19 protein-coding genes and 1 pseudogene are annotated in these 25,395 nt (G+C 43.5%); 13 read left to right on the forward strand and 7 right to left on the reverse strand.

All coding sequences use genetic code 11. The features are described from left to right. Positions 1 to 3 precede the first annotated feature (3 nt). From HMPREF9380_RS08130 to HMPREF9380_RS08120, 3 genes are read left to right on the forward strand one after another with little or no spacing between them, the layout of a single operon-like run. On the forward strand, positions 4 to 1,689 hold the full coding sequence (locus HMPREF9380_RS08130) for an ABC transporter ATP-binding protein (RefSeq protein WP_002932464.1): 1,686 nt from the start codon (positions 4 to 6) through the stop codon (positions 1,687 to 1,689). After that, positions 1,682 to 2,518, forward strand: coding sequence for an energy-coupling factor transporter transmembrane component T family protein (locus HMPREF9380_RS08125; RefSeq protein WP_002932466.1), 837 nt, complete (start codon positions 1,682 to 1,684; stop codon positions 2,516 to 2,518). The genes HMPREF9380_RS08130 and HMPREF9380_RS08125 overlap by 8 nt, the downstream gene beginning before the upstream one ends. Positions 2,519 to 2,536: 18 nt before the next feature. Continuing rightward, positions 2,537 to 2,998 (forward strand): putative immunity protein, encoded by a 462-nt coding sequence (locus HMPREF9380_RS08120; protein ID WP_002932469.1) that lies wholly within the window; start codon positions 2,537 to 2,539, stop codon positions 2,996 to 2,998. A 31-nt stretch (positions 2,999 to 3,029) separates the two neighbouring features. Here the strand turns inward: HMPREF9380_RS08120 and rsmG are convergent, their stop codons facing one another. From rsmG to HMPREF9380_RS08095, 5 genes are all read right to left on the reverse strand, one after another. Beyond that, positions 3,030 to 3,743 (reverse strand): 16S rRNA (guanine(527)-N(7))-methyltransferase RsmG, encoded by a 714-nt coding sequence (rsmG, locus tag HMPREF9380_RS08115; RefSeq protein WP_002932471.1) that lies wholly within the window; start codon positions 3,741 to 3,743, stop codon positions 3,030 to 3,032. An 81-nt stretch (positions 3,744 to 3,824) separates the two neighbouring features. Next, on the reverse strand, positions 3,825 to 4,568 hold the full coding sequence (locus tag HMPREF9380_RS08110; RefSeq protein ID WP_002932475.1) for an ABC transporter ATP-binding protein: 744 nt from the start codon (positions 4,566 to 4,568) through the stop codon (positions 3,825 to 3,827). A gap of 51 nt (positions 4,569 to 4,619) precedes the next feature. Next, positions 4,620 to 6,962 carry an ABC transporter permease gene (locus tag HMPREF9380_RS08105; RefSeq protein WP_002932477.1) on the reverse strand — a complete coding sequence of 781 codons (2,343 nt, stop codon included), beginning with the start codon at positions 6,960 to 6,962 and terminating at the stop codon, positions 4,620 to 4,622. Then, positions 6,937 to 8,220, reverse strand: coding sequence for an MFS transporter (locus tag HMPREF9380_RS08100; RefSeq protein WP_002932478.1), 1,284 nt, complete (start codon positions 8,218 to 8,220; stop codon positions 6,937 to 6,939). Before HMPREF9380_RS08100 ends, HMPREF9380_RS08105 begins: the two co-directional genes overlap by 26 nt. Before the next feature lie 62 nt (positions 8,221 to 8,282). After that, positions 8,283 to 8,900, reverse strand: coding sequence for a TetR/AcrR family transcriptional regulator (locus tag HMPREF9380_RS08095; protein ID WP_002932480.1), 618 nt, complete (start codon positions 8,898 to 8,900; stop codon positions 8,283 to 8,285). A gap of 153 nt (positions 8,901 to 9,053) precedes the next feature. Between HMPREF9380_RS08095 and HMPREF9380_RS08090 the strand changes: the two genes are divergently transcribed. From HMPREF9380_RS08090 to HMPREF9380_RS08070, 5 genes are all read left to right on the forward strand, one after another. Next, positions 9,054 to 9,623 carry a LemA family protein gene (locus HMPREF9380_RS08090; RefSeq protein WP_002915741.1) on the forward strand — a complete coding sequence of 190 codons (570 nt, stop codon included), beginning with the start codon at positions 9,054 to 9,056 and terminating at the stop codon, positions 9,621 to 9,623. Position 9,624: 1 nt separating this feature from the next. Further along, entirely contained in the window at positions 9,625 to 10,521 is an 897-nt protein-coding gene (htpX, locus tag HMPREF9380_RS08085; protein ID WP_032907213.1) for a zinc metalloprotease HtpX, read from the forward strand. Positions 10,522 to 10,597: 76 nt separating this feature from the next. Continuing rightward, a complete protein-coding gene (locus tag HMPREF9380_RS08080) occupies positions 10,598 to 11,977 on the forward strand; it encodes an ABC transporter permease (RefSeq protein ID WP_002932484.1) in 1,380 nt (459 codons plus the stop codon). 456 nt (positions 11,978 to 12,433) lie between these two features. Further along, positions 12,434 to 13,348 (forward strand): helix-turn-helix domain-containing protein, encoded by a 915-nt coding sequence (locus HMPREF9380_RS08075; protein ID WP_002932486.1) that lies wholly within the window; start codon positions 12,434 to 12,436, stop codon positions 13,346 to 13,348. 36 nt (positions 13,349 to 13,384) lie between these two features. Beyond that, complete coding sequence (locus tag HMPREF9380_RS08070; protein ID WP_002932487.1) at positions 13,385 to 18,097, forward strand: glycoside hydrolase family 70 protein; 4,713 nt, start codon at positions 13,385 to 13,387, stop codon at positions 18,095 to 18,097. A 130-nt stretch (positions 18,098 to 18,227) separates the two neighbouring features. Here HMPREF9380_RS08070 and HMPREF9380_RS08065 read toward each other — a convergent pair whose 3' ends face one another. Together HMPREF9380_RS08065 and HMPREF9380_RS08060 are read right to left on the reverse strand one after the other, a co-directional pair. After that, positions 18,228 to 19,469, reverse strand: a complete 1,242-nt coding sequence (locus tag HMPREF9380_RS08065; RefSeq protein ID WP_002932488.1) for an MFS transporter — start codon at positions 19,467 to 19,469, stop codon at positions 18,228 to 18,230. 351 nt (positions 19,470 to 19,820) lie between these two features. Then, positions 19,821 to 20,690, reverse strand: coding sequence for an Rgg/GadR/MutR family transcriptional regulator (locus HMPREF9380_RS08060; protein ID WP_002932493.1), 870 nt, complete (start codon positions 20,688 to 20,690; stop codon positions 19,821 to 19,823). A 99-nt stretch (positions 20,691 to 20,789) separates the two neighbouring features. Here HMPREF9380_RS08060 and HMPREF9380_RS08055 point away from each other — a divergent pair, with 99 nt between their 5' ends. The 5 genes and pseudogenes from HMPREF9380_RS08055 to HMPREF9380_RS11700 form a co-directional block, all read left to right on the forward strand. Next, positions 20,790 to 21,320, forward strand: coding sequence for a YceD family protein (locus HMPREF9380_RS08055; protein WP_002900960.1), 531 nt, complete (start codon positions 20,790 to 20,792; stop codon positions 21,318 to 21,320). Positions 21,321 to 21,422: 102 nt separating this feature from the next. After that, complete coding sequence (locus tag HMPREF9380_RS08050; RefSeq protein ID WP_002932494.1) at positions 21,423 to 22,901, forward strand: flotillin family protein; 1,479 nt, start codon at positions 21,423 to 21,425, stop codon at positions 22,899 to 22,901. A gap of 271 nt (positions 22,902 to 23,172) precedes the next feature. Then, a complete protein-coding gene (gene gndA / locus HMPREF9380_RS08045; RefSeq protein ID WP_002932501.1) occupies positions 23,173 to 24,597 on the forward strand; it encodes an NADP-dependent phosphogluconate dehydrogenase in 1,425 nt (474 codons plus the stop codon). Between the two features lie 9 nt (positions 24,598 to 24,606). Then, a complete protein-coding gene (locus HMPREF9380_RS08040; protein WP_002932504.1) occupies positions 24,607 to 25,296 on the forward strand; it encodes a response regulator transcription factor in 690 nt (229 codons plus the stop codon). 36 nt (positions 25,297 to 25,332) lie between these two features. Beyond that, positions 25,333 to 25,395, forward strand: a pseudogene (locus tag HMPREF9380_RS11700) (ribosome hibernation-promoting factor, HPF/YfiA family); the annotation flags it as partial.

Consider the following 25,395-nt stretch of genomic DNA (forward strand, 5'->3'; position numbering starts at 1 on the left):
AAGATGAAAAAACCAATTATCCAATTTGAAGATTTTAGCTTTCAATATCAGGCACAGTCTGAGCCGACCCTGAAGCAGATCAATCTGACTATTTTCGAGGGGGAGAAGGTTCTGATTGTCGGTCCGTCTGGCTCTGGTAAATCAACGCTAGGCCAGTGCCTCAATGGAATTATCCCCAACATTTATAAAGGAGAGGCCAGCGGTCAGCTCTTGATTAAGGGGCAGCCAGCCTTTGAATCCAGCATTTATGATAAGTCCAATCTAGTCAGCACGGTCTTGCAGGACACGGATGGCCAGTTTATCGGGCTTAGCGTAGCAGAAGATCTGGCCTTTGCGCTGGAAAATGATGTGATGGAGCTGTCGCTTATGCGCGAAAAAGTCCAAACCTGGTCAGAGAAGCTGGATTTATCGGAGCTTTTGCAGCATCGGCCCCAGGATCTATCAGGCGGTCAAAAGCAGCGCGTCAGTCTGGCTGGGGTTTTGATTGACGAGAGTCCTATTCTGCTTTTTGACGAGCCCTTGGCCAATCTGGATCCCAAGTCAGGGCAGGATACCATTGATTTGATTGACCAGCTTCATCGGGAGACGGCAACGACGACTCTGATTATCGAGCACCGCTTGGAAGATGTTCTTTATCGGCCTGTAGACCGGCTAGTGCTTGTCAATGACGGACGCATTCTCTTTAATGGACAGCCGGATGACCTGCTCAGAACCCAGCTGCTAGCTGAAAACGGCATCCGCGAGCCGCTTTATATTACCACTCTACGCCAGCTGGGCGTTGAATTGGAAAAGACTGAAGACTTGTCCCGCTTGGATCAGCTGCAGCTGGCAGATGTGACCTTTGAGGGCAGAGACTGGTCTGATTCTGATAAAGAGCTTCAGGAGCCATTGCTGGAACTGGAGCATGTGTCCTTTGCTTACCAGAGCGGCGGCAAGCCTATTTTGCAGGATATCAATCTGAAGATTTTCAAGGGTGAGCGAATAGCCATCGTTGGTAAAAATGGAGCTGGTAAGTCAACCCTGGCCAAGGCCCTCTGTCAGTTTATCGAGACTGATGGGAGCTATAGGTGGAAAGTTCAGGACATCAAAGGAGACTCCATCAAGGAGCGAGCTGAGCGGATTGGCTATGTCCTGCAGAATCCCAATCAGATGATTTCGGCAGCCATGATTTTTGATGAAGTGGCTCTAGGTTTGCGTTTGCGCGGACTGGCAGAAGCGGAAATCGAAGAGCGGGTCCATGCGGCTCTCAAAACCTGTGGACTCTATGAATTTCGTAGTTGGCCGATTTCGGCCCTGTCTTTCGGCCAGAAGAAGCGGGTGACCATTGCGTCTATCTTGGTGCTGAATCCGGAGATTATCCTCTTGGATGAGCCGACAGCTGGTCAGGACCAGCGCCATTATACAGAGATGATGGACTTTCTAGACGAGCTCAACCAGCAGGGACATACAATTATCATGATTACGCACGATATGCAGCTGATGCTGGATTACTCAGATCGGGCAGTGGTTGTGGTGGATGGTCAGATTTTAGCCGATAAGGCGCCTGCTCAGGTGCTGACAGATCAAGAGTTGATTTCGGCAGCTCATCTAAAAGAAACGTCAATCTTTGCTCTGGCTGAGAAGATTGGTGCCGACCCTCTGGCTTTGACTGAGTTTTATATGCGAGAAAAGGAGGACAAGCATGCTTAATCAGCGAAAATTAATCGGCTACCATGCAGGCGAGACGTTTCTTCATGGTTTGTCCGGTGCCAGCAAGATGCTGTTCTTCGTTCTGGTATCAGTGGCAGCCATGATCAGCTATGATACTCGCTTTTTGCTGGGGCTAGCCCTGCTGTCCCTCTGTCTCTTTCGGCTGTCCTATATCCGCATTCGAGACATTTCATTTGTTTTAGTCTTTGCGGCATCCTTTGCTGCTCTTAACTTAGTGATGGTCTATCTTTTTGCACCTGAGTATGGTGTCGATATCTATGGAGCCAAAGATGTCTTCTGGACCGGATGGGGAGCTTATAATCTAACAGCTCAGGAGCTGTTCTATCTCTTTAATCTCCTGCTCAAGTATGTTTCTACTATACCTCTGGCAGTGATTTTCCTCATGACAACCCATCCCAATCAGTTTGCTTCCAGCCTACATCAGCTTGGCATTTCCTATAAAATTGCTTACGCAGTCAGTCTGACGCTCCGCTATATTCCAGATTTGCAGGAAGAATTCTTCCTAATCAGAATGTCTCAGGAAGCGCGTGGGCAGGAATTATCCAAGAAAGCCAAACTGGCTCAGCGCGTGAAGGGAAATCTGCAGATTATCATTCCGCTGATTTTCAGCTCACTAGAGCGCATCAATACCATTGCCACAGCCATGGAGCTGCGCCGTTTCGGGAAAAATAAAAAACGGACCTGGTATACCTATCAGGCTCTAAGCAAACGAGATATGCTGGTACTGACACTGGCAGTCGCCTTTCTATTACTCTGCTTTGCCCTCTTCGCAGTCAATCACGGTCGCTTTTACAATCCGTGGAGGTAGGATGGAGGAAAGTGAAATATGGATATCTATGCTTATCAAAAACCTTTGGGGAAAATAGAGGACGCGCCAGACTTGAAGAAAGCCTTTATTAAAGTTTATGAAGAAAAAACACACCAAGAAGTAGTTCGATTTTGCCAAGTATATGCTGCTCATCTTTCGGAGCTAACTGCTTTTGCATTTACAAAAGAGATGAAACAGGCTCTTATCGCTATGGATGACTGGTTAGCTGGGGAGAGTTCTTATCATGCTGCTAGAAATCTGAGCTTTGAGATTTCACGTTTAGCAAAAAAGGAAGAAGATGTAGTTAAAGTGAGGTTCTATCGAACTATGGCTCAGCTTGTGGCTAGTCCCCATGTTAAATATCATGGCCTTTGGGCAACAGATTTTGCTATTACCTTGATAAACAAGATGTATCAAGGTGATTTTGAAGCTGTTAAAAAAGAACGGCTGAAGCAAATTGAATTATTGAAGATGACATAAAAAATCAGACAATCCTTGCCTGATTTTTTTCTTATAACGGTCTTTTATTTGGCATACCGGCTTTGCGGGGGTATTTATTGGGTGTTTCTTTCTTCTTTTCCACCACTGTGATAAAGCGGGGGTCACCGTTTGGTAGGGCATAGCTGAGGTTGTCTTGAACCTTGCTAAAGAGTAAGTTGAGGGCATTTTTTGCTTCTTCAAGTTCTTCAGGAGCATTAGAAGCCTTAAGCGCCAAAAGCTTCCCGCCAACTTTTAGGTAGGGAATGGTCAGCTCAGATAGGACCTGCATCCGAGCGACTGCACGGGCAGTGACCAGGTCAAATTGAGCCCGAAAAGCCTTGTCCTGAGCAAAGTCTTCTGCGCGGCCGTGGTAGAAGTGAACCTTGTCCAGCTCCAGCTCTTCAGCTAGCAGTTTGAGGAAGTTGATTCGTTTGTTGAGCGAGTCAATGATAGTCACATCCAGCTGGGGGCAGATGATTTTCATAGGGAGACTGGGAAAGCCGGCACCGGCACCGATGTCCAGCAGCTTGAGTTCTTGATTAACAATCAGGCCTTGCAAAACAGGGGCAATTGAATCATAGAAATGCTTGAGATAGACTTCATTTTTCTCGGTGATAGCTGTCAGATTAATTTTTTCATTCCATTCAACCAGAAGTTCAAAATAACGCTCAAACTGGTCTTTCTGGCGGTCGGTCAGCTCGATTCCCTGCTGGCTCAATAGCTGGTAAAATTCTTGCAGTGTCATAGTTTCATCCTTGTTTGTCAGTATTCATCCTATTATATCATAAAAAGGAGACCCCAGCATTCTGCCGAAGGGCCTCTTTTCTTATATGCCAATCTGATTGAGCTCCGCCAAGAGCAGCTGGCGCCGCTCATCCTGATTAGCGGTTGGGTCAAAGAGAACTTCTTTCTCTATCTCGCCATCTAAAATGAGCAGGACCTTATCTGCATAGGTAGCCACGCTGGCATCATGTGTCACTAGGAGAATGCTAGCACCCTGCTGGTGGAAGTGCTGCATGAGTTCCATAGCTTGACGGCCAGCCTGAGAATTGAGCGCTCCTGTCGGCTCGTCAGCAAAAATGATTCGAGGCTGGTTCATGAGAGCCCGGCAGATGCCGGCTCGCTGGAGCTGGCCGCCCGATACCTGATGGATAGAGCGGTGAGCAATGTCCTTAATGCCAGTCAGAGCCATTAACTCCTTGGCTCGCTCATAGGCTGCCTTTCGCTCGCTGCTTTTCTTACCAATAATACTCGGTAGGCAGATATTGTCTAGGATATTGAGATTTTTCAGGAAGGTTGCCTGCTGGAAGACAAAGCCGAAAGCCTCTCTGCGAAGGCGGTCTAAGTCCTTGTCTTTCATAGCTAGCAGGTCCTGTCCCTGGTAAAGAATCTGTCCTTGGTCAGGTCTGTCAATGGTGGACAGAAGATTGAGAAGAGTGGATTTCCCGCAGCCAGACGGCCCCATGATGGCGATGAATTGGCCGCTTTCAATCTCTAGCGACAAATCACGGAGAATGGGGTCCTGATTTTCCTGATAGCTTTTGCTGAGGTTATGTGCTTCTAATAACATAGGCTTCTCCTCGGATGTAAAATAAATACTAAGTGCTCGTAAACTATCTGCTTAAGATGAATGTTCCTTGAGATAGCGTCCAATTTCCAGCTTGTTCAGAGCTCGGAGACTGATGTGTGCTGCTGTGAGTCCGCTAAGAAGCAGAGCCAGCGGTGTCCATAGAAAAGTAAGGGACTTATTGATGATGAGCTGGAGTTTGCTGATACCGAAGCTGCTGAGCAGCAGACTGCAGACTTCTTGCCCTAGACTAAGGAGCAGCAGGTCGGCTATTGCCAAAGCCAGCATCAAGATGAAGCAGACAGCGAGCAGGTAGTGGCTCCTGAGTCGTTCACTGCCAAATCCCAGCATCCGATAAAGTGCCAAGTCAGCTTGGTCCTTGGTGAAAATCATATAGACAAAGAGAGTCATAAGGATGAAGACAATGCCGAGCCCTGTCCAGAAAACGCTGGTCTGAATCAGGCGGAGCATGGCCAGAGTGTCATCAAAAGTCTGATGGAAAAAGTCTTCTACGTCGGTTAATTTATAGTTGGAATAGCGTTTTTTCCATTCGTTGATTTTTTGAGCTTTGTTGCTAGTATCTTTAAGACGGATGGTCGTCAGACTATTGAGTGTTTGAGCTTGCTTTGTCACAAAGACAGCCTTGGCGGTCTTGCCGCCGTAGGTCAGGTCTGAGTAGATACCAACCACTTTTAGTTTTCTGGCTTGACCGTCTACCGTCAAGGTCAAGCTGTCTCCTACTTTTAGCTTGAGCTCTTCTGCCTTAAGCTTGGAGAGGGCAATTTCATGCTCGTTTTTAGGATAGCGGCCTTGGCTGTATTTGACTGGAAATCCCGCATGGTTTCCCAGAGTTACTCGCAACTGCTGGGTCTGACCTTGCTGGTCTTGATAGGAGAAATTCTGGCTCTGGTACTGATTAATCTCTGCGATATCCTTGTCTGCCCGCAGTTCTTTCAGAAGCTGGGCAGCCTTGGTATCAATATCTTCAGTCTGAGAAATATCAACCAACACATCTGCCTGACCGGCTCCCAGATACTGAATGAAATTCTTGTCCATCACAGTGCTGTAGAGACTGGCTGGCAGCAGGATAAGCAGGCTAATCAGACTGACAATGAACAAGATAGTCAAATAGAGTTTTTTATGACTGAGAATCGTTTTTAGGGCGAAATAGGGTCTGTCTAAGAAGGGGATAGTCGGTAAGCCCATTTTCGGAGTAGAACGAGTCTCAGTCAGACTGTTGGAAGAAGCTAATCTTAAAGCTTGGCCGGGTGTCATTTTCTTAAAAGAGCTGAGAGGCCGGGCAGTCAGCCAGAAGACCAAGAGACAGAGCAGTAGAGCCACTAGCATTTCCAAAAGATAGCTATAGAAGGGCGTCGGACTTTGCCCCATAGACAGTGCCATCTGCTTTTTAAAAGGAGAACTCAGGAGAAAGGACAGTTCCCATCCAGCGATGGTTGCTAGAGCCAGACAGAAATAATACTTGGTCAGGTAGACCCTGTTGATAAAGCTTTGGGGGAGTCCCATTACCTTCATAACGGCAATCTGCTGCAGGTCTTCTTGAATCTTGGTCAAGAGGGCAAAGCGCATGTAGAGAAAGGTGATGCCAATGATGGCCATAACCAGTAGCCCCATGACTAGGATGACTAGAGCATCATTGAAGCCGTTAATCATCTTGATAGTCGGATAGGTAATCATAGGCGGCCCGTTGGACTCAAGCTCCGCATTTTTATAGGCTTGCTCGATAGTAGAAATCTGGCTAAGCTTATGCACTCGAAAGGCGATCAAATTCTCATTAGATGCAAATGCTTCTGTTTTCAGAATCTGCAAATCAGTCTGTGAGATGAGGAAGCGTTTGGAGGAGACTAGACCGGCATTCATCTGGGCATCTCGGATAAATCCCTGGACAGTCAGCTGCAGCTTGCCGACTCTTATTTGGTCACCGATTTTGATTTTTCCGCTGTTGTAGTAGTAGAGGGGGATGAAAACTTGACCTGTTCGAGGCTGGGCTGGCTGGTTATTCTGATCTAGCAGAAAGTCAAAGTTTTGGTTCTGACTGGAAAAGCCATTATCCTGGGAGCTGTCCTGAAGTGAGTTTTTCTCATTGATGCGGATGGCTGATCCTTCCACATTGACAAAGTCTGTCAGCTGCCAAGAGGCAATTTCTGGATGTTGCTGGACGAAGTTTTGCATCCGTTTTCGGTCGACATTTCCGCTGTGCATCTGTAGTAGGTGAGGACTTTTAGCTGTTTCCACAAAGCGCTCAATGGAGCTAGTGAGACTGACGGTCAAGCGTGTAGCTGCAAAACTTAGAGTCAGAGTCAGAAGAAGGAAAAGCCCGATGACCAGCATACTGACTTTGTTTTCTTTTAAATCATTTTTTATCAAGCGTTGAAACATATTCCAGCTCCTTTACTGAACGTGCTCGGGAGAGCAGATAAGCACCGATGCTGATAGAGATACCGGATAGGATAAAGAGCAAACCATAGCCTCTGCCTCCTCCAACACCGATGATTTTTCCGACAGAATTTGCCAGCCAGCCAAAGTAAGTCAGTGATGGCTTGAAAAGAGTGTCCGCCACCCAACCCATGCCGGCATAAGCTAGAACATAACCCAGCTGAGAAATAATCCCAATGGTCCCCCAAGTCTTGCCTTGATCGGCTTTGTTAATATTAATGCGGACCAGATAGTCAATGGCTGTATTGGCGAAAGGCAGGGCAGCAAAGAGGAGGAAGCCAAAGCTGCAAATCCAGATGAAGTTTTCTTTCATTCCCAGCCCAACCATGAAGAGTCCCAGTAGAAATAGAGATAGCCAGAGCATACGATGGAAGTGTTTTTTTATAGCAAATATCCCCAGAACCAAGCCTCCTATCAGCATCCCGCTGCTGGAGATGGTCATGACCAAGCCGGCTGTTTTGGCGTCTGCGAAAGCTAGCACCAAGGGAGAAAGCAGGATTTGGACTGTTCCCAAAAAGAAGGAAAAGCCTGTTCCAGCTAGGACTAAAATCCAGATTCCTTTTTTTCTATAGACGATTTGAAAACCTTTAAGGAAATCCGCCCAGAAACGACTATCACTGCTATAAACTTGTGTGTGAATGGCCCTACGAGCGAGCAAGGTGCAGGCTACTGTCACGAAAATGGTTGAAAAATCCAGCAACAGAATCGTGCTGATATGTCCACTCGCCAAAATCATTCCAGCCAAGGCTGGTGAAATCAGATAGCGGGCAATGCCATTAATCTGGGACAAACCAGTTGCTTTTGATAACTGGTCCTCAGGCAGCAAGTCGGAAATCGTAGCTCGAAAGGCCGGATTGACCAAGGCTGAAAAGAGCGAGCTAATGGCAGCTCCGATACAGATAAAAATCAAAGCAGGATTCTTCAGACTAAAGTAAATCCAGAGAACTCCTAAGCCTGACAGGCCATCTCCCAGGGCCATCAGCAATCTTCGGTCATAGCGATCTGCCAGAATTCCAGCCAGAGGAGTAAGCAAAAGACCGGGTAGGAAAGCACAAAGGGTAACAAAAGAAGAAACAGAAACCAAACCGGTCAGCTGGAAGATATAAACACCTAAAGCGAAAGAAGTCATACCAGAGCCGATTTCTGAAATGAGGCTTCCTATCCAAATCAATAAAAAGAGTCTAAAACCTGATTGTTTCATAGTTGCCTCCTTATGCTTGTAATGGCAAGTAAGTGTAAATAGTAAATCTAGTGCTTAGCTTTCTAGCTGCTTTGAGTCTGAATCAAAGATAGAAAGGGATTGAAGTAGCCTTGCCGGCTGTGAAAAATAGTTTCTAAAAGATAGAGAAAAGCCTGCAGTTTTTGCTGCAGTTTTTCTGGGGGGAGAGCCTGAAAACTGCTGCCAAAAGCTTGTAGTGAATAAGTAAGAATCATTTCTAGACTTTCGTATGGATAGTCAGTCTTCATGTCTCCAGCGGCGATGCCGTCTTGGATGATGGGAAGTAAAATCTGGGGTGCCCGTTCAAGAAGAATTTGATTGGTCTTTTCGTGCAGGAGCGCATTTTGCGGCTGATTGAGATGCAGCAGTACTCCCTCTCCCTCTTGGTGATTGAGATTCAGAGCAGCCATACTGCCAACCAAGCGCTCTATGATAGTCAGTCCACGATTATCAGCAAAGGCTTGGGAAGCTGTAAATGCTCTTTCAATGGTTCGCTCAATGATGGCATCCATTATCTCTTCCTTAGAAGAAAAGTAATAGTAGAGAGTACCGCGGGCGATTTGAGTCGCTTCTAAAATCTGGGAGATAGAGGTCTGGTCAAAGCCTTGCTCCATAAAAAGCTCCTGAGCGGTATCTAAGATAAAGTCTTTTTTATTAGCCATGTTTGCATCCTTTTTGGTAGTAAAATTTTGTTCGACCGACAGTCGGTTTATTCTTTCCTTTATCGTACATCTTTTCTAAATCAATGTCAAGAATAAAGACAGTTCCACTATTTTTTGATATAATAAGTCTAATCAAAATTGAAGGAGTATATCATGACTTTTATTATTGTTCTTATTATTGTCGCGGTTTTAGCATTCTTCGTTGTTGGTGCTTACAATACCTTGGTTAAAAGCCGCATGCAGACTCAGGAAGCTTGGAGTCAGATCGATGTGCAGCTCAAACGCCGTAATGACTTGATTCCTAACCTCTTGGAAACGGTCAAAGGCTATGGCAAGTACGAGCAGGCAACCTTGGAAAAGGTAACCCAACTGCGCAACCAGGTAGCTTCAGCTGCTTCACCAGCCGAAGCCATGCAAGCCAGTGACGCCCTTTCTCGTCAGATTTCTGGAATCTTTGCAGTAGCTGAAAGCTATCCAGATCTGAAAGCGAACACCAACTACCTGAAGTTGCAGGAAGAACTGACCAATACTGAAAATAAAATCGCTTATTCTCGTCAGCTTTATAATTCAGTAACTAGCAACTACAATGTCAAGCTGGAAACTTTCCCAAGCAATATTGTTGCAGGAATGTTTGGCTTTAAAGCTGCAGACTTCCTCAAGACACCAGAAGAAGAAAAGGCTGTGCCAAAAGTTGACTTTGGCAGCACTGGACTAGGTGACTAAGATGCTATTTGATCAAATTGCCAGCAATAAAAGGAGGACTTGGCTCCTCCTTATCGCTTTTTTCGGTCTCTTGGCTCTACTTGGAGCAGCTATTGGCTATCTCTGGCTGCGGTCTGCTGTAGGTGGTATCTTACTTGCCTTGATTATCGGAGCGATTTATGCCGGAGTGATGATTTTTCAGTCTACAGAAGTGGTCATGGCTATGAACGGAGCTCGCGAGGTCTCTGAGCAGGAAGCACCTGAACTCTATCATATTGTTCAAGATATGGCCATGGTCGCTCAGATTCCTATGCCACGTGTCTATATCGTAGAGGATCCCTCTCCCAATGCTTTTGCGACCGGATCTAAGCCTGAAAATGCAGCTGTCGCAGCAACTACAGGTATCTTGCAAATCATGAATCGTGAGGAGCTTGAGGGAGTGATTGGTCATGAAGTCAGTCATATTCGCAATTATGATATTCGAATTTCAACAATTGCTGTGGCTTTGGCTAGTGCTATTACTATGTTGTCTAGCCTGGCTGGCCGTATGATGTGGTTTGGTGGCGGACGGCGCAGTAGTAATGATCGAGATAACGATAGTGGTTTGGGAATTATTCTCCTTATCGTATCGCTAATTGCCATCATTCTGGCACCTTTGGCAGCTACCTTAGTGCAGTTGGCCATTTCTCGTCAGCGGGAGTTTCTGGCTGATGCTTCCAGTGTAGAGCTGACCCGCAATCCGCAAGGGATGATTAATGCCCTACTCAAGCTGGATCACAGCGAGCCAATGGAACATCATGTTGATGATGCCAGTGCAGCTCTCTATATCAGCGATCCTAAAAAAGAAGGCAGTCTGAAGAAACTTTTCTATACGCACCCTCCTATCTCAGAGCGGGTGGAGCGATTGAGACAGATGTAAAAACTGGGAGAAATCTCAGTTTTTTTATTGTTTATGCTATAATGATAGACGAATAATATAGTAAATAGGAAATGTAATGAAAAAACTAAAAGCCTCTAAAGATTTATTTGCAATTTTTTATATTGTTAATTGGATTCTTTCTATAATAATAGCCCCTTTGGGTGGCTATGCAGTTATAGTTCTAATGCTATCTACTATAGAATTTCTGAGTTCAGGCAAGACAAGCATATTAATGCATTTTATGATGTTTAGTATGATTTTTAAGTTTGTTGTTCTGATCTATCTATTTATTTATCTGATTTTGAGCTTTCGTTCGCTGATTCAGAGTATAAAGACAAGCAAGGACTCGCTTCATCTGGCTCCAATCAGTTTAATTCTGACTCTGTTGCTTCAGCTATTTCCATTCATCTCTGCTTTGAAAGATACGCGAACCATAGAACCTTATCGCTGGTTGATAGGGGTTGTGCCACTATGCTCGATTTTGTCTTTCCTTAGCTATCTTTACGCTCGGTATGGACTCAAAGGACAAAGAAAGAAGGCACTGCTCTGGGCAGGGCATGTGGTTAATGGCATGCTAACTTTGCTCATGGTTGTAGCTTTTTTTCAGCCTATCATTCCCCAACTAACACGAACCAGCCGAGTTCTTAGCAGCTTGGAGCAGGAGTACAAAAAGCGGGATATGGATGCTAAGGTAGAGACTGTACCGAGTGGATACGGGGAAGAAGATTCGAATAATCCAGACTTTAATGATATATACCCAATCGGGAAATTTAAAGTAACTATTGGCAAGCATTCTTTTTATGAAGAAGTTCGAGTCAATAAGGCAGGAGGCATTGAAGAAGCTGCGTTTATTGATCCGAAAACAACACCTTCTCCCATCCTGCGAGTTATTCTCCAAAAGGAAAATAGTCAAGAAAATCTAATCAAAACGAAAGAAAATGTAGAAAAAAGTCTAGATAATATAGATGAGAGTGTTAATATCATTCCTCATTATGGTAATACAGAGGTTTCTGTAGAGTACATAACTAATCCTAAGCGCTCAAAACCCAAGAGCTTTGAGGAAAAAGATTTCAAGTTAAATTCTCTCTTTGATATTACTGATGAGAAATTGCTAGAAAAAGAAGATGTTTGGATCAGTATTAGAATTGAGCTGAATCTGAAGCAAAGACTCTTTGCTTCAGATTCAGGAGAAAAATTCTTGCATGATATGGACTATTCCCTCTTTCAGACAGGAAACTATGTCTTTGAGATAGAGGAGACAGACAAGGATAATGTTACTAGCAAAAAGCAATTTTTTGCCAAAGTCAAGGACGGAAAGTTAGTCCAATTAAATAAGAACGACAGTGACCAAGACTTGACTGAAGGGTCAGTATCATTGCTAGAATACTCTTATCGCGGTAGTATAGGCTATTCCATAGACGAAGGGTATGACCACATGGTTGATTGGCCTGATTGATACAGAAAGGAATAGAAGAGGGGGAATTTTATGATTCTATTCCCTCTTTTTTTAGTCAAATCTATTTTAGTTCATTAGGCAGATTCATTTTACTTCCTTTCATTCATGTCTAAAAGATATTCGTTTAGATTTTGTTACAGTTTTATGTCAGTCATCTATAAACCTTAGATTATCCAAGTTTATTTTTGTATAAGTAAGGAGGCTAGGTTTGAAAAAGTCAGTGTTTTCAAGTTGTCAGGTTGAACCCTCCTGACTTTCTTGTAAAATTAGCATTTTCTTGAAAACCATAAAATTTTCAGAAAAAATCACTATATTGAGTTATTTTATTATTCAAGTTAATCTATTTGTATCATTTAGAAATACAAAGTAGTTTTTTTGTAACAAAACAGAAATATATTACTAGTATATTAAATTTAGTAAAATATTTTATTGCATATATGAAACCGGGGGTTCGGTATGTTGAAAACATTTGGAAAAATTTTCAAAGTCATTAGAGAATCAAAAAACATGTCTCTTAAAGAAGCGGCGGCCGGAGATATTTCAGTGGCTCAATTGTCCCGTTTTGAGCGGGGAGTCAGCGGTATCACGCTTGATTCTTTCTATTGCTGCTTGAAGAATATGGCTGTTTCTCTAGACGAGTTCCAGTATGTTTACCATAACTACATTGAGGCAGATGATGCGCTTTTCTCAAAAAAAGTAGCTGATGCTTATCAGGAAAACAATGTCGTCAAGCTCCAAAGTATTTTGGCTAGCTCAGAAGCTTTGGCTGAAAAGTTCCCTGAGAAGAAGAACTATAGGCTCAATACAATTGTTGTTAGAGCAGTATTGTCTTCCTGCAGTCCAGATTTTCAGATTAGCAAGAAAGATATAGAATTTCTGACCGATTATCTCTTTTCCGTCGAGGAGTGGGGACGTTATGAGCTCTGGCTCTTTACTAATAGTGTCGATCTACTGACCTTGGAAACACTGGAAACCTTTGCTAGTGAGATGATTAATCGAACCCAGTTTTATAATGACCTACCAGAGAACCGCCGGCGTATTATTAAGATGCTGCTTAATGTTATCAGCGTCTGCATAGAGGGAAACCATTTGCAGGTTGCTATGAGATTCCTCAATTATCTTGATCATTCTAAAATCCCTGAGACAGATCTCTATGAACGGATGCTGATTAAGTATCATAGGGCTCTTTATTCCTACAAGGTTGGAAATAGCCATGCTCTGAGTGATATTGAGGAGTGTTTATCTTTCTTGGAATTCTTAGATTCCTTCGGTGTTGCCCAGAAGCTCAAAGCTCAGTTTGAAAGAATTTGCCGTTCACAGTTGCAGATGTGCAAACAAAATAGACTCATTTCTAAAAATATACTAGAATAAGAGTATAACTTTATACCAAATTCAGAAGGAGGTTTTATGATGGAGAAAAAAATTCATTATAAGATGCATAAAGTTAAGAAGAACTGGGTAGCCATCGGTGTGACTACCTTAGCACTTATCGTAGCACCAAAAGTACTTGGTCTCGAAGCAGGTCTTGTCCACGCTGATGATGTTAAGCAGGTGGCAGTTCAAGAACCAGCTGCAGCTCAGGATAGCAGTTCTGGGCAGCCGGTTCAAGTACAAGCTAACTCAGCTTCTCCGCTGGAAGCAGAAAAAGCAACTTCTGCAGACAAGGTGACTGATGCTGCTGTAGCCAGTGAAAAAACTGTTGAAACTGCAGCAAATACGGAAGCAGCGGCTCAAACAGATGCTCAAGAGCCAGCTAAGCCGGCAGTAGCAGAAGCAGCAACTACAGAAAAGGCAGCCGTTGCTGAAGAAGCAAAAGCAGCTAATGCAACATCAGAAACTGCTAAACCAGAAGCAGCTGATCAGGATAGACAAGCAAGTCCAGCAACTGCTGACAAACAAGCAAAGAAGACTGTTACAGACAAGATTGTTGCAAATCCAAAGGTTGCAAAGAAAGATCGCTTGCCAGAACCGGATCACAGACAGGGAGCGATAGCTGAAAGAATGGTGGCTGCTCAAGCCCAAGCTGCGCCTGTTAATACTGAGCATGATGATGATGTCTTATCTCACATCAAGACGATTGATGGTAAGAAATACTATGTTCAGGAAGATGGTACAGTTAAAAAGAATTTCGCTGTTGAGCTCAATGGAAAAATTCTTTATTTCGATGCAGAGACTGGAGCATTGATTGATTCAGCTGAGTATCAATTCCAGCAAGGGACTAGCAGTCTCAATAATGAATTCACTCAAAAGAATGCTTTTTATGGTACAACGGACAAGGATGTCGAAACAATAGACGGCTACCTGACAGCAGATAGTTGGTATCGTCCAAAGTTCATCTTGAAAGACGGAAAAACATGGACAGCATCAACTGAAACAGACCTACGTCCGCTTCTGATGGCTTGGTGGCCCGATAAGCAAACGCAGGTAAGCTATCTCAACTATATGAACCAGCAAGGTCTGGGAGCAGGAGCTTTTGAAAACAAAGTAGAACAAGCTATCCTGACAGGTGCTTCTCAGCAGGTTCAGCGCAAAATTGAAGAAAGAATCGGTAAAGAAGGCGATACTAAATGGCTGAGAACACTGATGGGATCATTTGTCAAAACTCAGCCAAACTGGAATATCAAGACAGAGTCTGAAACAACTGGTACTAATAAAGACCACTTGCAAGGCGGAGCTCTGCTTTATACCAATAGTGAGAAGACTTCTCATGCTAATTCTAAGTACCGCATCCTGAACCGCACACCTACCAATCAAACTGGGACACCTAAGTACTTCATTGACAAGTCAAACGGTGGTTATGAGTTCTTGCTCGCTAACGACTTTGACAACTCTAATCCAGCTGTTCAGGCTGAGCAGCTTAACTGGCTCCACTATATGATGAACTTCGGAAGTATCGTGGCCAATGATCCAACTGCTAACTTTGACGGAGTCCGGGTTGACGCAGTGGATAATGTCAATGCGGACTTGCTTCAGATTGCCTCTGACTATTTCAAATCTCATTACAAGGTTGGAGAAAGTGAAGAAAAAGCCATCAAGCATCTGTCTATCTTGGAAGCTTGGTCTGACAACGACCCTGACTACAACAAAGACACCAAGGGTGCACAACTGGCAATTGATAACAAGCTGCGCTTGTCCTTACTTTATTCTTTCATGCGTAAGCTCTCTATCCGTAGCGGTGTAGAGCCAACGATTACGAATAGTCTGAATGACCGTTCTACTGAAAAGAAAAATGGCGAGCGGATGGCCAACTATATCTTTGTTCGGGCTCATGACAGTGAAGTGCAGACCGTTATTGCCGACATCATTCGAGAAAATATCAATCCAAATACGGATGGTTTAACCTTTACCATGGATGAGCTTAAGCAAGCCTTCAAGATCTACAACGAAGATATGCGAAAGGCCGACAAGAAGTATACGCAGTTTAACATTCCAACTGCCCATGCACTTATGCTCTCCAATAAAGACTCTATCACTCGGGTCTACTATGGTGATCTCTACACAGATGACGGTCAATATATGGAGAAAAAATCTCCTTACCACGACGCTATTGATGCCCTGTTGCGTGCTCGGATTAAGTATGTAGCTGGTGGTCAGGACATGAAAGTCACCTATATGGGTGTCCCTCGTGAGGCTGATAAATGGTCTTACAATGGTATTTTGACTTCTGTTCGTTACGGTACTGGTGCTAACGAAGCAACAGATGAAGGAACAGCAGAAACTCGTACCCAAGGGATGGCTGTTATTGCTTCTAACAACCCTAACCTCAAGTTAAATGTATGGGATAAACTGCAAGTCAATATGGGAGCAGCCCATAAGAATCAATACTACCGTCCTGTGCTCTTGACGACAAAAGATGGCATTTCCCGCTATCTAACTGACGAAGAAGTGCCGCAATCCCTCTGGAAGAAGACAGATGCTAATGGTATTTTGACCTTTGATATGAATGATATCGCAGGCTACAGCAATGTCCAAGTTTCTGGTTATCTGGCTGTTTGGGTACCAGTTGGTGCTAAGGCAGATCAGGATGCTCGTGTAACAGCTAGCAAGAAGAAAAATGCTAGCGGTCAGGTTTATGAATCTAGTCCCGCTCTTGATTCACAGCTGATTTACGAAGGCTTCTCTAATTTCCAAGACTTTGCAACTCGCGATGACCAGTATACCAATAAAGTCATTGCTAAAAATGTCAACCTCTTCAAGGAATGGGGAGTGACTTCATTTGAGCTGCCGCCTCAGTATGTATCTAGTCAAGATGGTACTTTCCTAGATTCTATCATCCAAAATGGTTATGCCTTTGAAGATCGCTATGATATGGCAATGAGCAAGAACAATAAATATGGTTCTTTAGATGACCTGCTCAATGCTCTCCGTGCTCTTCACAGTGTCAATATCCAAGCCATTGCGGACTGGGTGCCAGACCAAATCTACAACCTGCCAGGTAAAGAAGTGGTAACAGCCACTCGTGTCAACAACTACGGAACCTACCGTGAAGGCGCAGAAATCAAGGAAAATCTTTACGTTGCCAATACTAAAACGAATGGTACAGACTATCAAGGCAAGTATGGTGGAGCCTTCTTGGATGAACTCAAAGCTAAATATCCAGAAATCTTTGAACGAGTACAGATTTCCAACGGTCAAAGGATGACGACTGATGAGAAGATTACCAAGTGGTCAGCTAAACACTTCAACGGTACCAATATCTTAGGACGCGGAGCTTACTATGTTCTTAAGGACTGGGCTAGCAACGAATATCTCAACAACAAGAATGGTGAGATGGTACTGCCTAAACAATTAGTTAATAAGAATGCCTACACAGGATTTGTTAGTGATGCTAGTGGTACTAAGTACTATTCAACTAGTGGCTATCAAGCTAGAAATTCCTTTATCCAAGATGAAAATGGAAATTGGTATTACTTCGATAAACGAGGTTATTTAGCAACAGGTGCTCATGAAATTGATGGCAAGCAAGTTTATTTCCTCAAGAATGGTATTCAGCTACGAGACACTCTCCGTGAAGATGAAAACGGCAATCAGTACTACTACGATAAGACTGGCGCTCAAGTTCTCAACCGTTACTATACTACTGACGGTCAAAACTGGCGTTACTTTGATGCCAAGGGTGTCATGGCTAGAGGTCTGGTAACCATGGGCGGCAATCAGCAATTCTTCGACCAAAACGGCTACCAAGTCAAAGGCAAGGTTGTGCGTGCCAAAGATGGTAAACTGCGTTACTTTGATAAGGATTCAGGTAATGCTGCTGCTAACCGCTTTGCCCAAGGTGATAATCCAAGTGACTGGTACTATTTCGGAGCAGATGGTGTTGCAGTAACAGGTCTTCAAAAACTTGGCCAGCAAACACTTTACTTCGACCAAGATGGCAAGCAAGTCAAGGGTAAAATCGTGACACTTGCAGACAAGAGTATCCGTTACTTCGATGCTAATTCAGGAGAAATGGCAGTCGGCAAGTTTGCAGAAGGATCTAAGAATGAATGGTATTACTTCGATCAAGCTGGTAAAGCAGTGACAGGTCTACAGAAGATTGGCCAACAAACCCTTTACTTTGACCAAGATGGCAAGCAAGTCAAAGGTAAAGTAGTAACTCTGGCTGATAAATCTATCCGTTACTTCGATGCTAATTCAGGAGAAATGGCAGTCGGTAAGTTTGCAGAAGGTGCCAAGAACGAATGGTATTACTTTGATCAGTCTGGTAAAGCAGTGACAGGTCTTCAGAAGATTGGTCAACAAACCCTTTATTTCGACCAAAATGGTAAGCAAGTCAAGGGTCAAGTAGTAACTCTGTCTGATAAAACGATCCGTTACTTCGATGCCAACTCAGGAGAAATGGCATCCAACAAGTTTGTTGAAGGTGCCAAGAACGAATGGTACTACTTCGATCAGTCTGGTAAAGCAGTGACAGGTTTGCAGCAGATTGGCCAACAAACCCTTTACTTCGACCAAAATGGCAAGCAAGTCAAAGGTAAGATTGTCTATGTCAATGATGCTAATCGTTACTTTGATGCCAATTCAGGAGAAATGGCGCGCAATAAATGGATTCAGCTAGAAGATGGAAGTTGGATGTACTTTGACCGCAATGGTAGAGGCAGACGCTTCGGCTGGAACTAATAGCAATAGAATAGGCTAAATGAAATTTAATCTTTAGCTTTCTAACACACAAAAACGATAACTTCTTATTTGGAAGTTATCGTTTTTTGCTGTCTTCTAGGAAAACAAATGTAGAAACAAGATTGATCTATCACATTTCTTTAACATCTTTCTTCTTTTCGATAGATAGGAGCAGAGCAATCACACCGATAATGCTGAAGATGAGCCAGCTAGCGTTCATATTCCAGAGGGCTAGGCTGCTGAAGACCATAGTACCAAAGGGAACAGAGAAAGAAAAGAGCAGACTCAGAAAGCTGGAAGTCTGAGCGAGAACATCAGAAGGCAATTTGCTCAGTAAGAGGGTGTTGATTTTGGGATTGATCTTACCGGAGATATAAGCTAGTAAAAATCCAAAAGCAATGCCGACGAAAACAGGCAGATGCAAGAAATTGCTGACAGCAAGCAGAATCATTGTGAGAGCAGCCCAGAGGGTTAGTTGATTAAGCGATAGGCGGCTAAAGTAATCGTTGGGCGTCAGGCTGGCTGCGATTATGGCTAGGACAAGAGTGGTCTGAAGAACCAAGAGAGACTGACTAAAGGACAGCTGGAAGATGGGGTTATCCAGCAAGTAGAGATTATAAAGAGCTATAAGAGAACCTGCCATAGCGTTTACGATCAGGATTTGAGCCAACAGTTTGAGAAAATTGCTAGAACCTTCCTGATCAAAGATCAGCTTAGACGATGTGTACATTTTCTTCAATTCTTCTTTCAGAGGAGCGTTTTTCTCAGAAATTACGACGGGGTCATGGGTCAATCGGCGGCGGACTAGGTAGAGGATGGTGGAGGATAGGAGAAAGGTTAAGGCGTTAACCAAAGCAACTAAGAAAAAGTCTTGCTGGCTGACGGTCAGGAGCCAAACTCCCAAAGCTTGTCCGGCCAGGCTACAGAGAAAGCTGATAAGCTGGGTAAAAGAGAAGGCTTCCATAAGGTCTTTCTCTGGAACATTCTTTTTTAAAATCGGCATTTGCAGGCCGCTGCGGTAATCGCTGATGATATCTGAAAGAATATTTATCAAGCAGACGGCTGAAAAGGCTAGATAAGAGCTGGATCGAGTCATGAAGGCAACAAGGACAAAGAGCAGGGCTTGAAGATAACCAAAATGAATCAGCCAACGAGCTTTATGAACGGTCTTATCAGCTTTGATACCAGCAAAGATAGTAAAGAATGTCGGAACCAGGACGATAAAATTAGCCACAGCAATAGCAAACTTGGGATTGGGCATGCTGGAAGCAAATACCACAAAAACAATATTGAAAATAGAAGCTCCCAAGGTGTTGAAGATTCGGGAAAGGCTGAGTGAGGCATAGACCCCATTTTTAAAAAATAATTTCATCGTAGACTCCTTTTCTAAACTGCTAGATTGTATAAAAGCTGATTAGGTGCATCTGTAATCTAGCTTTTGTTTTTTCTCTTTCCGATGACCATTATAGACCGTTTAAAGCCAAAAACAAGGGCTTTTCGGCAACTGGTTAGGTCTCATAAGTAAGTGGTAAAATTCTGAAAGTGACTTGCGCTAGCTCTTTCTGCTTTTAGTATAAAATAGAAAATCTAAGCAGCAGGAAATGTTGCGTATATTCAACGATTTTTGGGTGCGATTGTTAAAATTAGTAAGTTGGAGTGTATTTTGCATCAAAAAAACCACTTTCCAACTCAACATCGCTGAGCTTAAAAGTGGAGATTTGCGTTATTTACTATATTTTTGAAAAGCAGTATCAAGGGCTTCTTGATAGTAGTCAGCGCTATGCTGACAGTTCAAGGTTCGGAAAATATCGACAGCTTGCTTCATTTGAGTGAGTCCCTCCTCTGTTTGCCCTTTCAAACAGATCAACTCTCCCTGAGCAAAGAGATAGACAATTCGGAAGTAAGTCTCATTTTCTTCATAAAAGTGTCGCTCAATGACTTGTTGGAAATAGTCTGCCTGAGTGATATTTTCCTGACTGATGGCCAGAAGATAGCCATTAAGAAAGGTAGTGTGCAGGGTGTTGCGGTTGTTGGCAAATAAGGTAGCAAAATCCTTTCTTGAGAGGATTTCTTTGGTGTATTGGGAAAACAAGTCTAGAGATAAAACCGGGGTACAGATAGAGAAGAGATTGAGTTCGTAGCGCCCCCAAATATCAACTGAAAAGAGGTAATCATGGAGGAAATCCAGCTCGCCTGGGCTGGCCTTCTCTGACTCCTTAAGGGCACAGAGATAGGCCTTTACAATCAGGCGTTCAACCCAATCATTAGCGCGCTTGCTTTTTTGAGTGACTTTTTCTTTTTTCAGATAAAGTTTTTCTAAGAGGTCAAGCTGATTGGCTTGCAACAGGTCTTGAATTTGGCTTAAGAGTTCCTTATGAGAATGATGATCCTGGATGCCGGCTGCAACGGTAAATTCTTCCGTTTCCGTGTGAATGGCGCTGAGAGCGCTAAAAAATTTCTGTGCCGAAAGTTCGCTCTGCCCATTTTCAAAGCGAGAGAGCATAGATTTTGAAAATTCTCCGCCAGTCGCTTCGGATAAAGAGATGTGCCTTGCCTCTCGAAAAAATCTAAAAACCTGTCCTAGATGTTTCATTTTCTTCCCTCCTTGAATTTTATTATAACAAAATAATTTTCAATAACATCGTAGCGCCCAAACATGATATAATATAAAGAAAAAAACAAAGAGGAACTTATGTTGCATATTCAAGAAATTCGGAAGAATCCAGATGGTCTAGCTTTTGAGAAAAAGCTAGACTTGGCAGAGGAGTTGAAAGAGCGCAATCCTGAGATTTTAGATGTTCAGGATATTGTAGCCAAAGGAAAGGTTCAATATGAAGATGGTCTCTATTTTCTGGATTATGACTTGTCTTATACCATTACCTTGACGTCCAGTCGTAGCATGGAGCCAGTGGAACTCAAGGAGTCTTATCTAGTCAACGAAATTTTCATGGAAGAAGGACAGGCTGCATCGCAGGAACTGATTGATCAGGACTTGGTGCTACCGATTGAAAATGGCGAGATTAATATAGCTGAGAGTGTGGCTGATAATATCCTGATGAATATCCCGCTGAAAATCCTAACAGCTGAGGAAGAAGCTGGCCAAGGCTTTCTGTCTGGTCAGGACTGGCAGGTTATGACAGAAGAAGAATTCGCCGCTGCCCAGGAAGCTCAAAAAGAGAAGAACAATCCTTTCGCCGGTTTGCAAGGACTGTTTGATGAATAAATCTTGTAAAAATTGTGAAAATGATTTGAGAATTTGAAATAATTTGTTATACTAAGTAAAAAAGAAATAGACAATGGAAATTGTCTTATAAAAGGAGATTTAATGGATACATTTTTCTTTCCAACCTGGTTGATTCCAGTAATTATTGGTTTGGTTGTACTTGTTGTACTTTTAGTGAAAGGCTATGTTAACGCACGCCCTAACGAAGTAGTTGTAATTACAGGTCTTCGTAAACAGCGTCACCTTCGCGGTAAAGCTGGATTTATGATTCCTTTTGTAGAGCAGCGCTCTTATTTGGATATTGAGCAGTTCTCAACAGATGTTCGCACATCTGAAGCAGTACCGACTCTTGACTTTATCAATGTACGTGCTGATGCAGCTGTTAAGCTGAAAATCGGAACGACCGATGAAATGATTGCTCGTGCAGCAGAAAACTTCCTTAATTGGAATACAACAGATATTTCTAACTCTGTTCAAGATGTCTTGGAAGGAAATCTTCGGGAAGTAATTGGTCAGATGGAATTACGTAAGATGGTCAATGACCGTCAGGAATTTGCCTCAAAAGTGCAGGATAACGTAGCTCCGGATTTAGCTAAAATGGGATTGGAAGTCATTGCCTTTACAGTTCAATCTTTCTCTGACGAAGGTGGTGTGATTGATAATCTCGGTATCGAAAATGTTGAAACCATCAAAAAAGATGCCTTAATCGCAAAGGCTAAAGCGGAACGTGAGCGCAAGGAAGTAGAAGCTGAGCAAGACAAATTGGCTAACGACAAGCGAGTAGCCGCTGACTTAGAAATCGCTCAAAAGCAAAATGAGTTGAAACTGAAACAAGCAGCCCTCAAGCAGGAAGCAGATATTGCGCAAGCTAAGGCTGATGCAGCCAAAGGGATCGAGGCAGAAATTCAGCGTCGTGAGCAAGAGCGCGTGGCCGCTGAAGCTAATATCATGAAGCAAGAGAAGGAAGCTGAAGTCAAGGAACGTGAAGTTAAGGTCCGGGAGCAAGAACTGGATGCTAACATCCGCAAACAGGCTGAGGCTGAAAAATACTCTCGCCAACAAGCGGCGGAAGCACAATTGATTGAGCGTCAACGTCAAGCCGAGGCAGAACTCTTTGAAACACAAAAAGAAGCCGAAGCTCGCAAGGCTCAAGCCGAGGCTGAAAAGTTTGCGCAACTGCAAGAAGCCGAAGCTATTGAAGCTAAAGGACGTGCTGAAGCGGAAGCGATTCGTCTTAAGCTAGAAGCCGAAGCAGAAGGTTTGGATAAAAAAGCAGAGGCCATGAAGAAGATGCAGGAAGCTGCGATTACTGAGATGATTGTAGACAAACTGCCAGAAATTGCCCGTGCTGTAGCAGAGCCGCTTACTAAAGTGGACAAAATCACTATGTATGGTGAAGGCAATGCTTCTAAGATGGTTGGCGACATCATGCAGAGTATTGACCAAGTGTCGCAAGGTGCAGGCTTCGATATCCGCCAACTCCTAGCAGGAGCTCTTGGTGTTAATATGACTGTTAACAAGCTAAAACAAGATGAGCAACCGGTTATTGAAGCTGCAAATCTTGATACTGATAAAAAATAAAAGAAAAGACAAATCGATATCAACGATTTGTCTTTTCTAGTAATTTTTTAATTATATTTTTGTTTCTTATGATATTTTATCTAAGTATTAGTTAGAATACTTTATCGAATAAATTGATTAGAAAATACGATGAAAACTGACAGGTTGTATACTCAAGCTAGATGAATACTAACTATTATTTGTATTCTCTAGTTATTCTCTTACCGACTTAATACTTTCTTTTAAGCCTTAAAAATGATAAAATAAGACAAACAAACTATAGGAGAACATAATGACTAAAGCAAATTTTGGTGTTGTTGGTATGGCTGTTATGGGCCGTAACCTTGCCCTAAATATCGAATCTCGTGGCTATACAGTTGCCATTTATAACCGCTCAGCAAATAAGACAGAGGACGTCATTGCCTCTCATCCTGAGAAAAACTTTGTGCCAAGCTATGATGTGGAGTCTTTTGTGAACTCTATCGAAAAACCACGTCGGATTATGCTGATGGTTCAAGCTGGTCCTGGTACAGACGCGACTATTCAGGCGCTGCTCCCTCACTTGGACAAGGGCGATATCTTGATTGACGGCGGGAATACTTTCTACAAAGATACTATTCGCCGTAATGAAGAGTTGGCTAACTCTGGTATCAACTTCATCGGTACAGGTGTTTCCGGTGGTGAAAAGGGCGCATTGGAAGGACCGTCTATCATGCCAGGTGGTCAAAAAGAAGCTTATGAGCTGGTAGCGGATGTCTTGGAAGAAATCTCTGCTAAAGCTCCTGAAGACGGTGCACCGTGTGTGACCTATATCGGTCCTGATGGTGCTGGTCACTATGTAAAAATGGTCCATAACGGGATTGAATACGGAGATATGCAGCTTATCGCTGAAAGTTATGACCTTATGCAGCACTTGCTGGGGCTTTCAGCTAGTGAAATGGCAGACATCTTCACAGAGTGGAACAAAGGCGAGCTGGACAGCTATCTAATTGAGATTACAGCGGATATCTTGACACGCAAGGACGATGAAGGTCAAGCTGGCCCAATCGTTGACTATATTCTGGATGCGGCTGGCAATAAGGGAACTGGTAAGTGGACCAGTCAATCTTCACTGGATTTAGGTGTGCCACTACCATTGATTACTGAGTCAGTCTTTGCACGTTACATTTCTACCTATAAAGATGAGCGTATGGCTGCTAGCAAGGTATTGCCAAAACCAGCTGCATTCACCTTTGAGGGAGACAAGGCAGAGTTGATTGAAAAGATCCGCCAGGCTCTTTACTTCTCAAAAATCATGTCTTATGCTCAAGGATTTGCTCAGCTGCGTGTAGCTTCTAAGGAAAACAACTGGAATCTGCCGTTTGGTGAGATTGCTTCTATCTGGCGTGCTGGCTGTATCATCCGTGCCCGCTTCCTGCAAAAAATTACAGACGCATATGGCCGTGATGCTGACCTTGCAAACCTGCTCTTAGATGAATACTTCATGGATATTACGGCTAAGTATCAGCAGGCAGTTCGTGATGTTGTCAGCTTGGCTGTGCAAGCAGGTGTACCAGTACCAACCTTCTCCAGTGCCATTGCTTACTTTGATAGCTACCGTTCGGAAAATCTGCCAGCGAACCTGATTCAGGCACAGCGTGATTACTTTGGTGCTCATACATACAACCGTAAAGACAAAGAAGGTACCTACCACTATTCTTGGTACGACGAAAAATAGGATAGGCCTATGGCAAAGCGAATTTTACTAGTAGAAAATGAAAAAAATCTTGCCCGATTTGTGAGTTTGGAACTGCAGAAGGAAAGCTTTCTTGTAGATTTAGCTGAGACTGGCCAAGAGGGACTGACTTTGGCCAAAGATGTGGATTATGACTTACTCCTGCTCAACTATGATCTTCAAGATATGACTGCCAGCGATTTTGCTCAGCAGCTGAGCTTGATTAAGCCAGCGTCCGTCATTATCGTTCTGGCTAGTCGCGAAGAGATTGCAGATCAGCAGGAAGCAATCCAGCATTTTGCCGTTTCCTATGTGGTCAAGCCTTTCATTATCAGTGACTTAGTGGAGCGTGTCTCCATCATTTTCCGCGGGCGTGACTTTATCGATCAGCACTGCAGCCTCTTAAAAATTCCGACCTCTTACAGGAATCTGCGAGTGGATGTTAAAAATCACACAGTTTACCGTGGCGAGGAAGTTATTGCGCTGACGCGGCGGGAGTACGATCTACTGGTGACCCTGATGGGCAGCAATAAGGTCATGAGCCGTGAGCAGCTGCTGGAGCGTGTCTGGAAGTACGAGAGTGCAACAGAGACCAACGTTGTAGATGTTTATATTCGTTATCTGCGCAGTAAAATTGATGTAGAAGGGCAGCCAAGCTATATCAAAACCGTTCGCGGTGTTGGTTATGCCATGCAGGAATAAAAAAATTTGCTTAGATTAAGAATTTGTTGCTAAGCTGAGGACAGCAGTACGAATGTTATATACCGTCGCGAGGATGGAGATATTGGTCTGTTAGAAGTT

It is taken from the genome of Streptococcus sanguinis SK49 (assembly GCF_000212815.1).
Classification (GTDB): domain Bacteria; phylum Bacillota; class Bacilli; order Lactobacillales; family Streptococcaceae; genus Streptococcus; species Streptococcus sanguinis_C.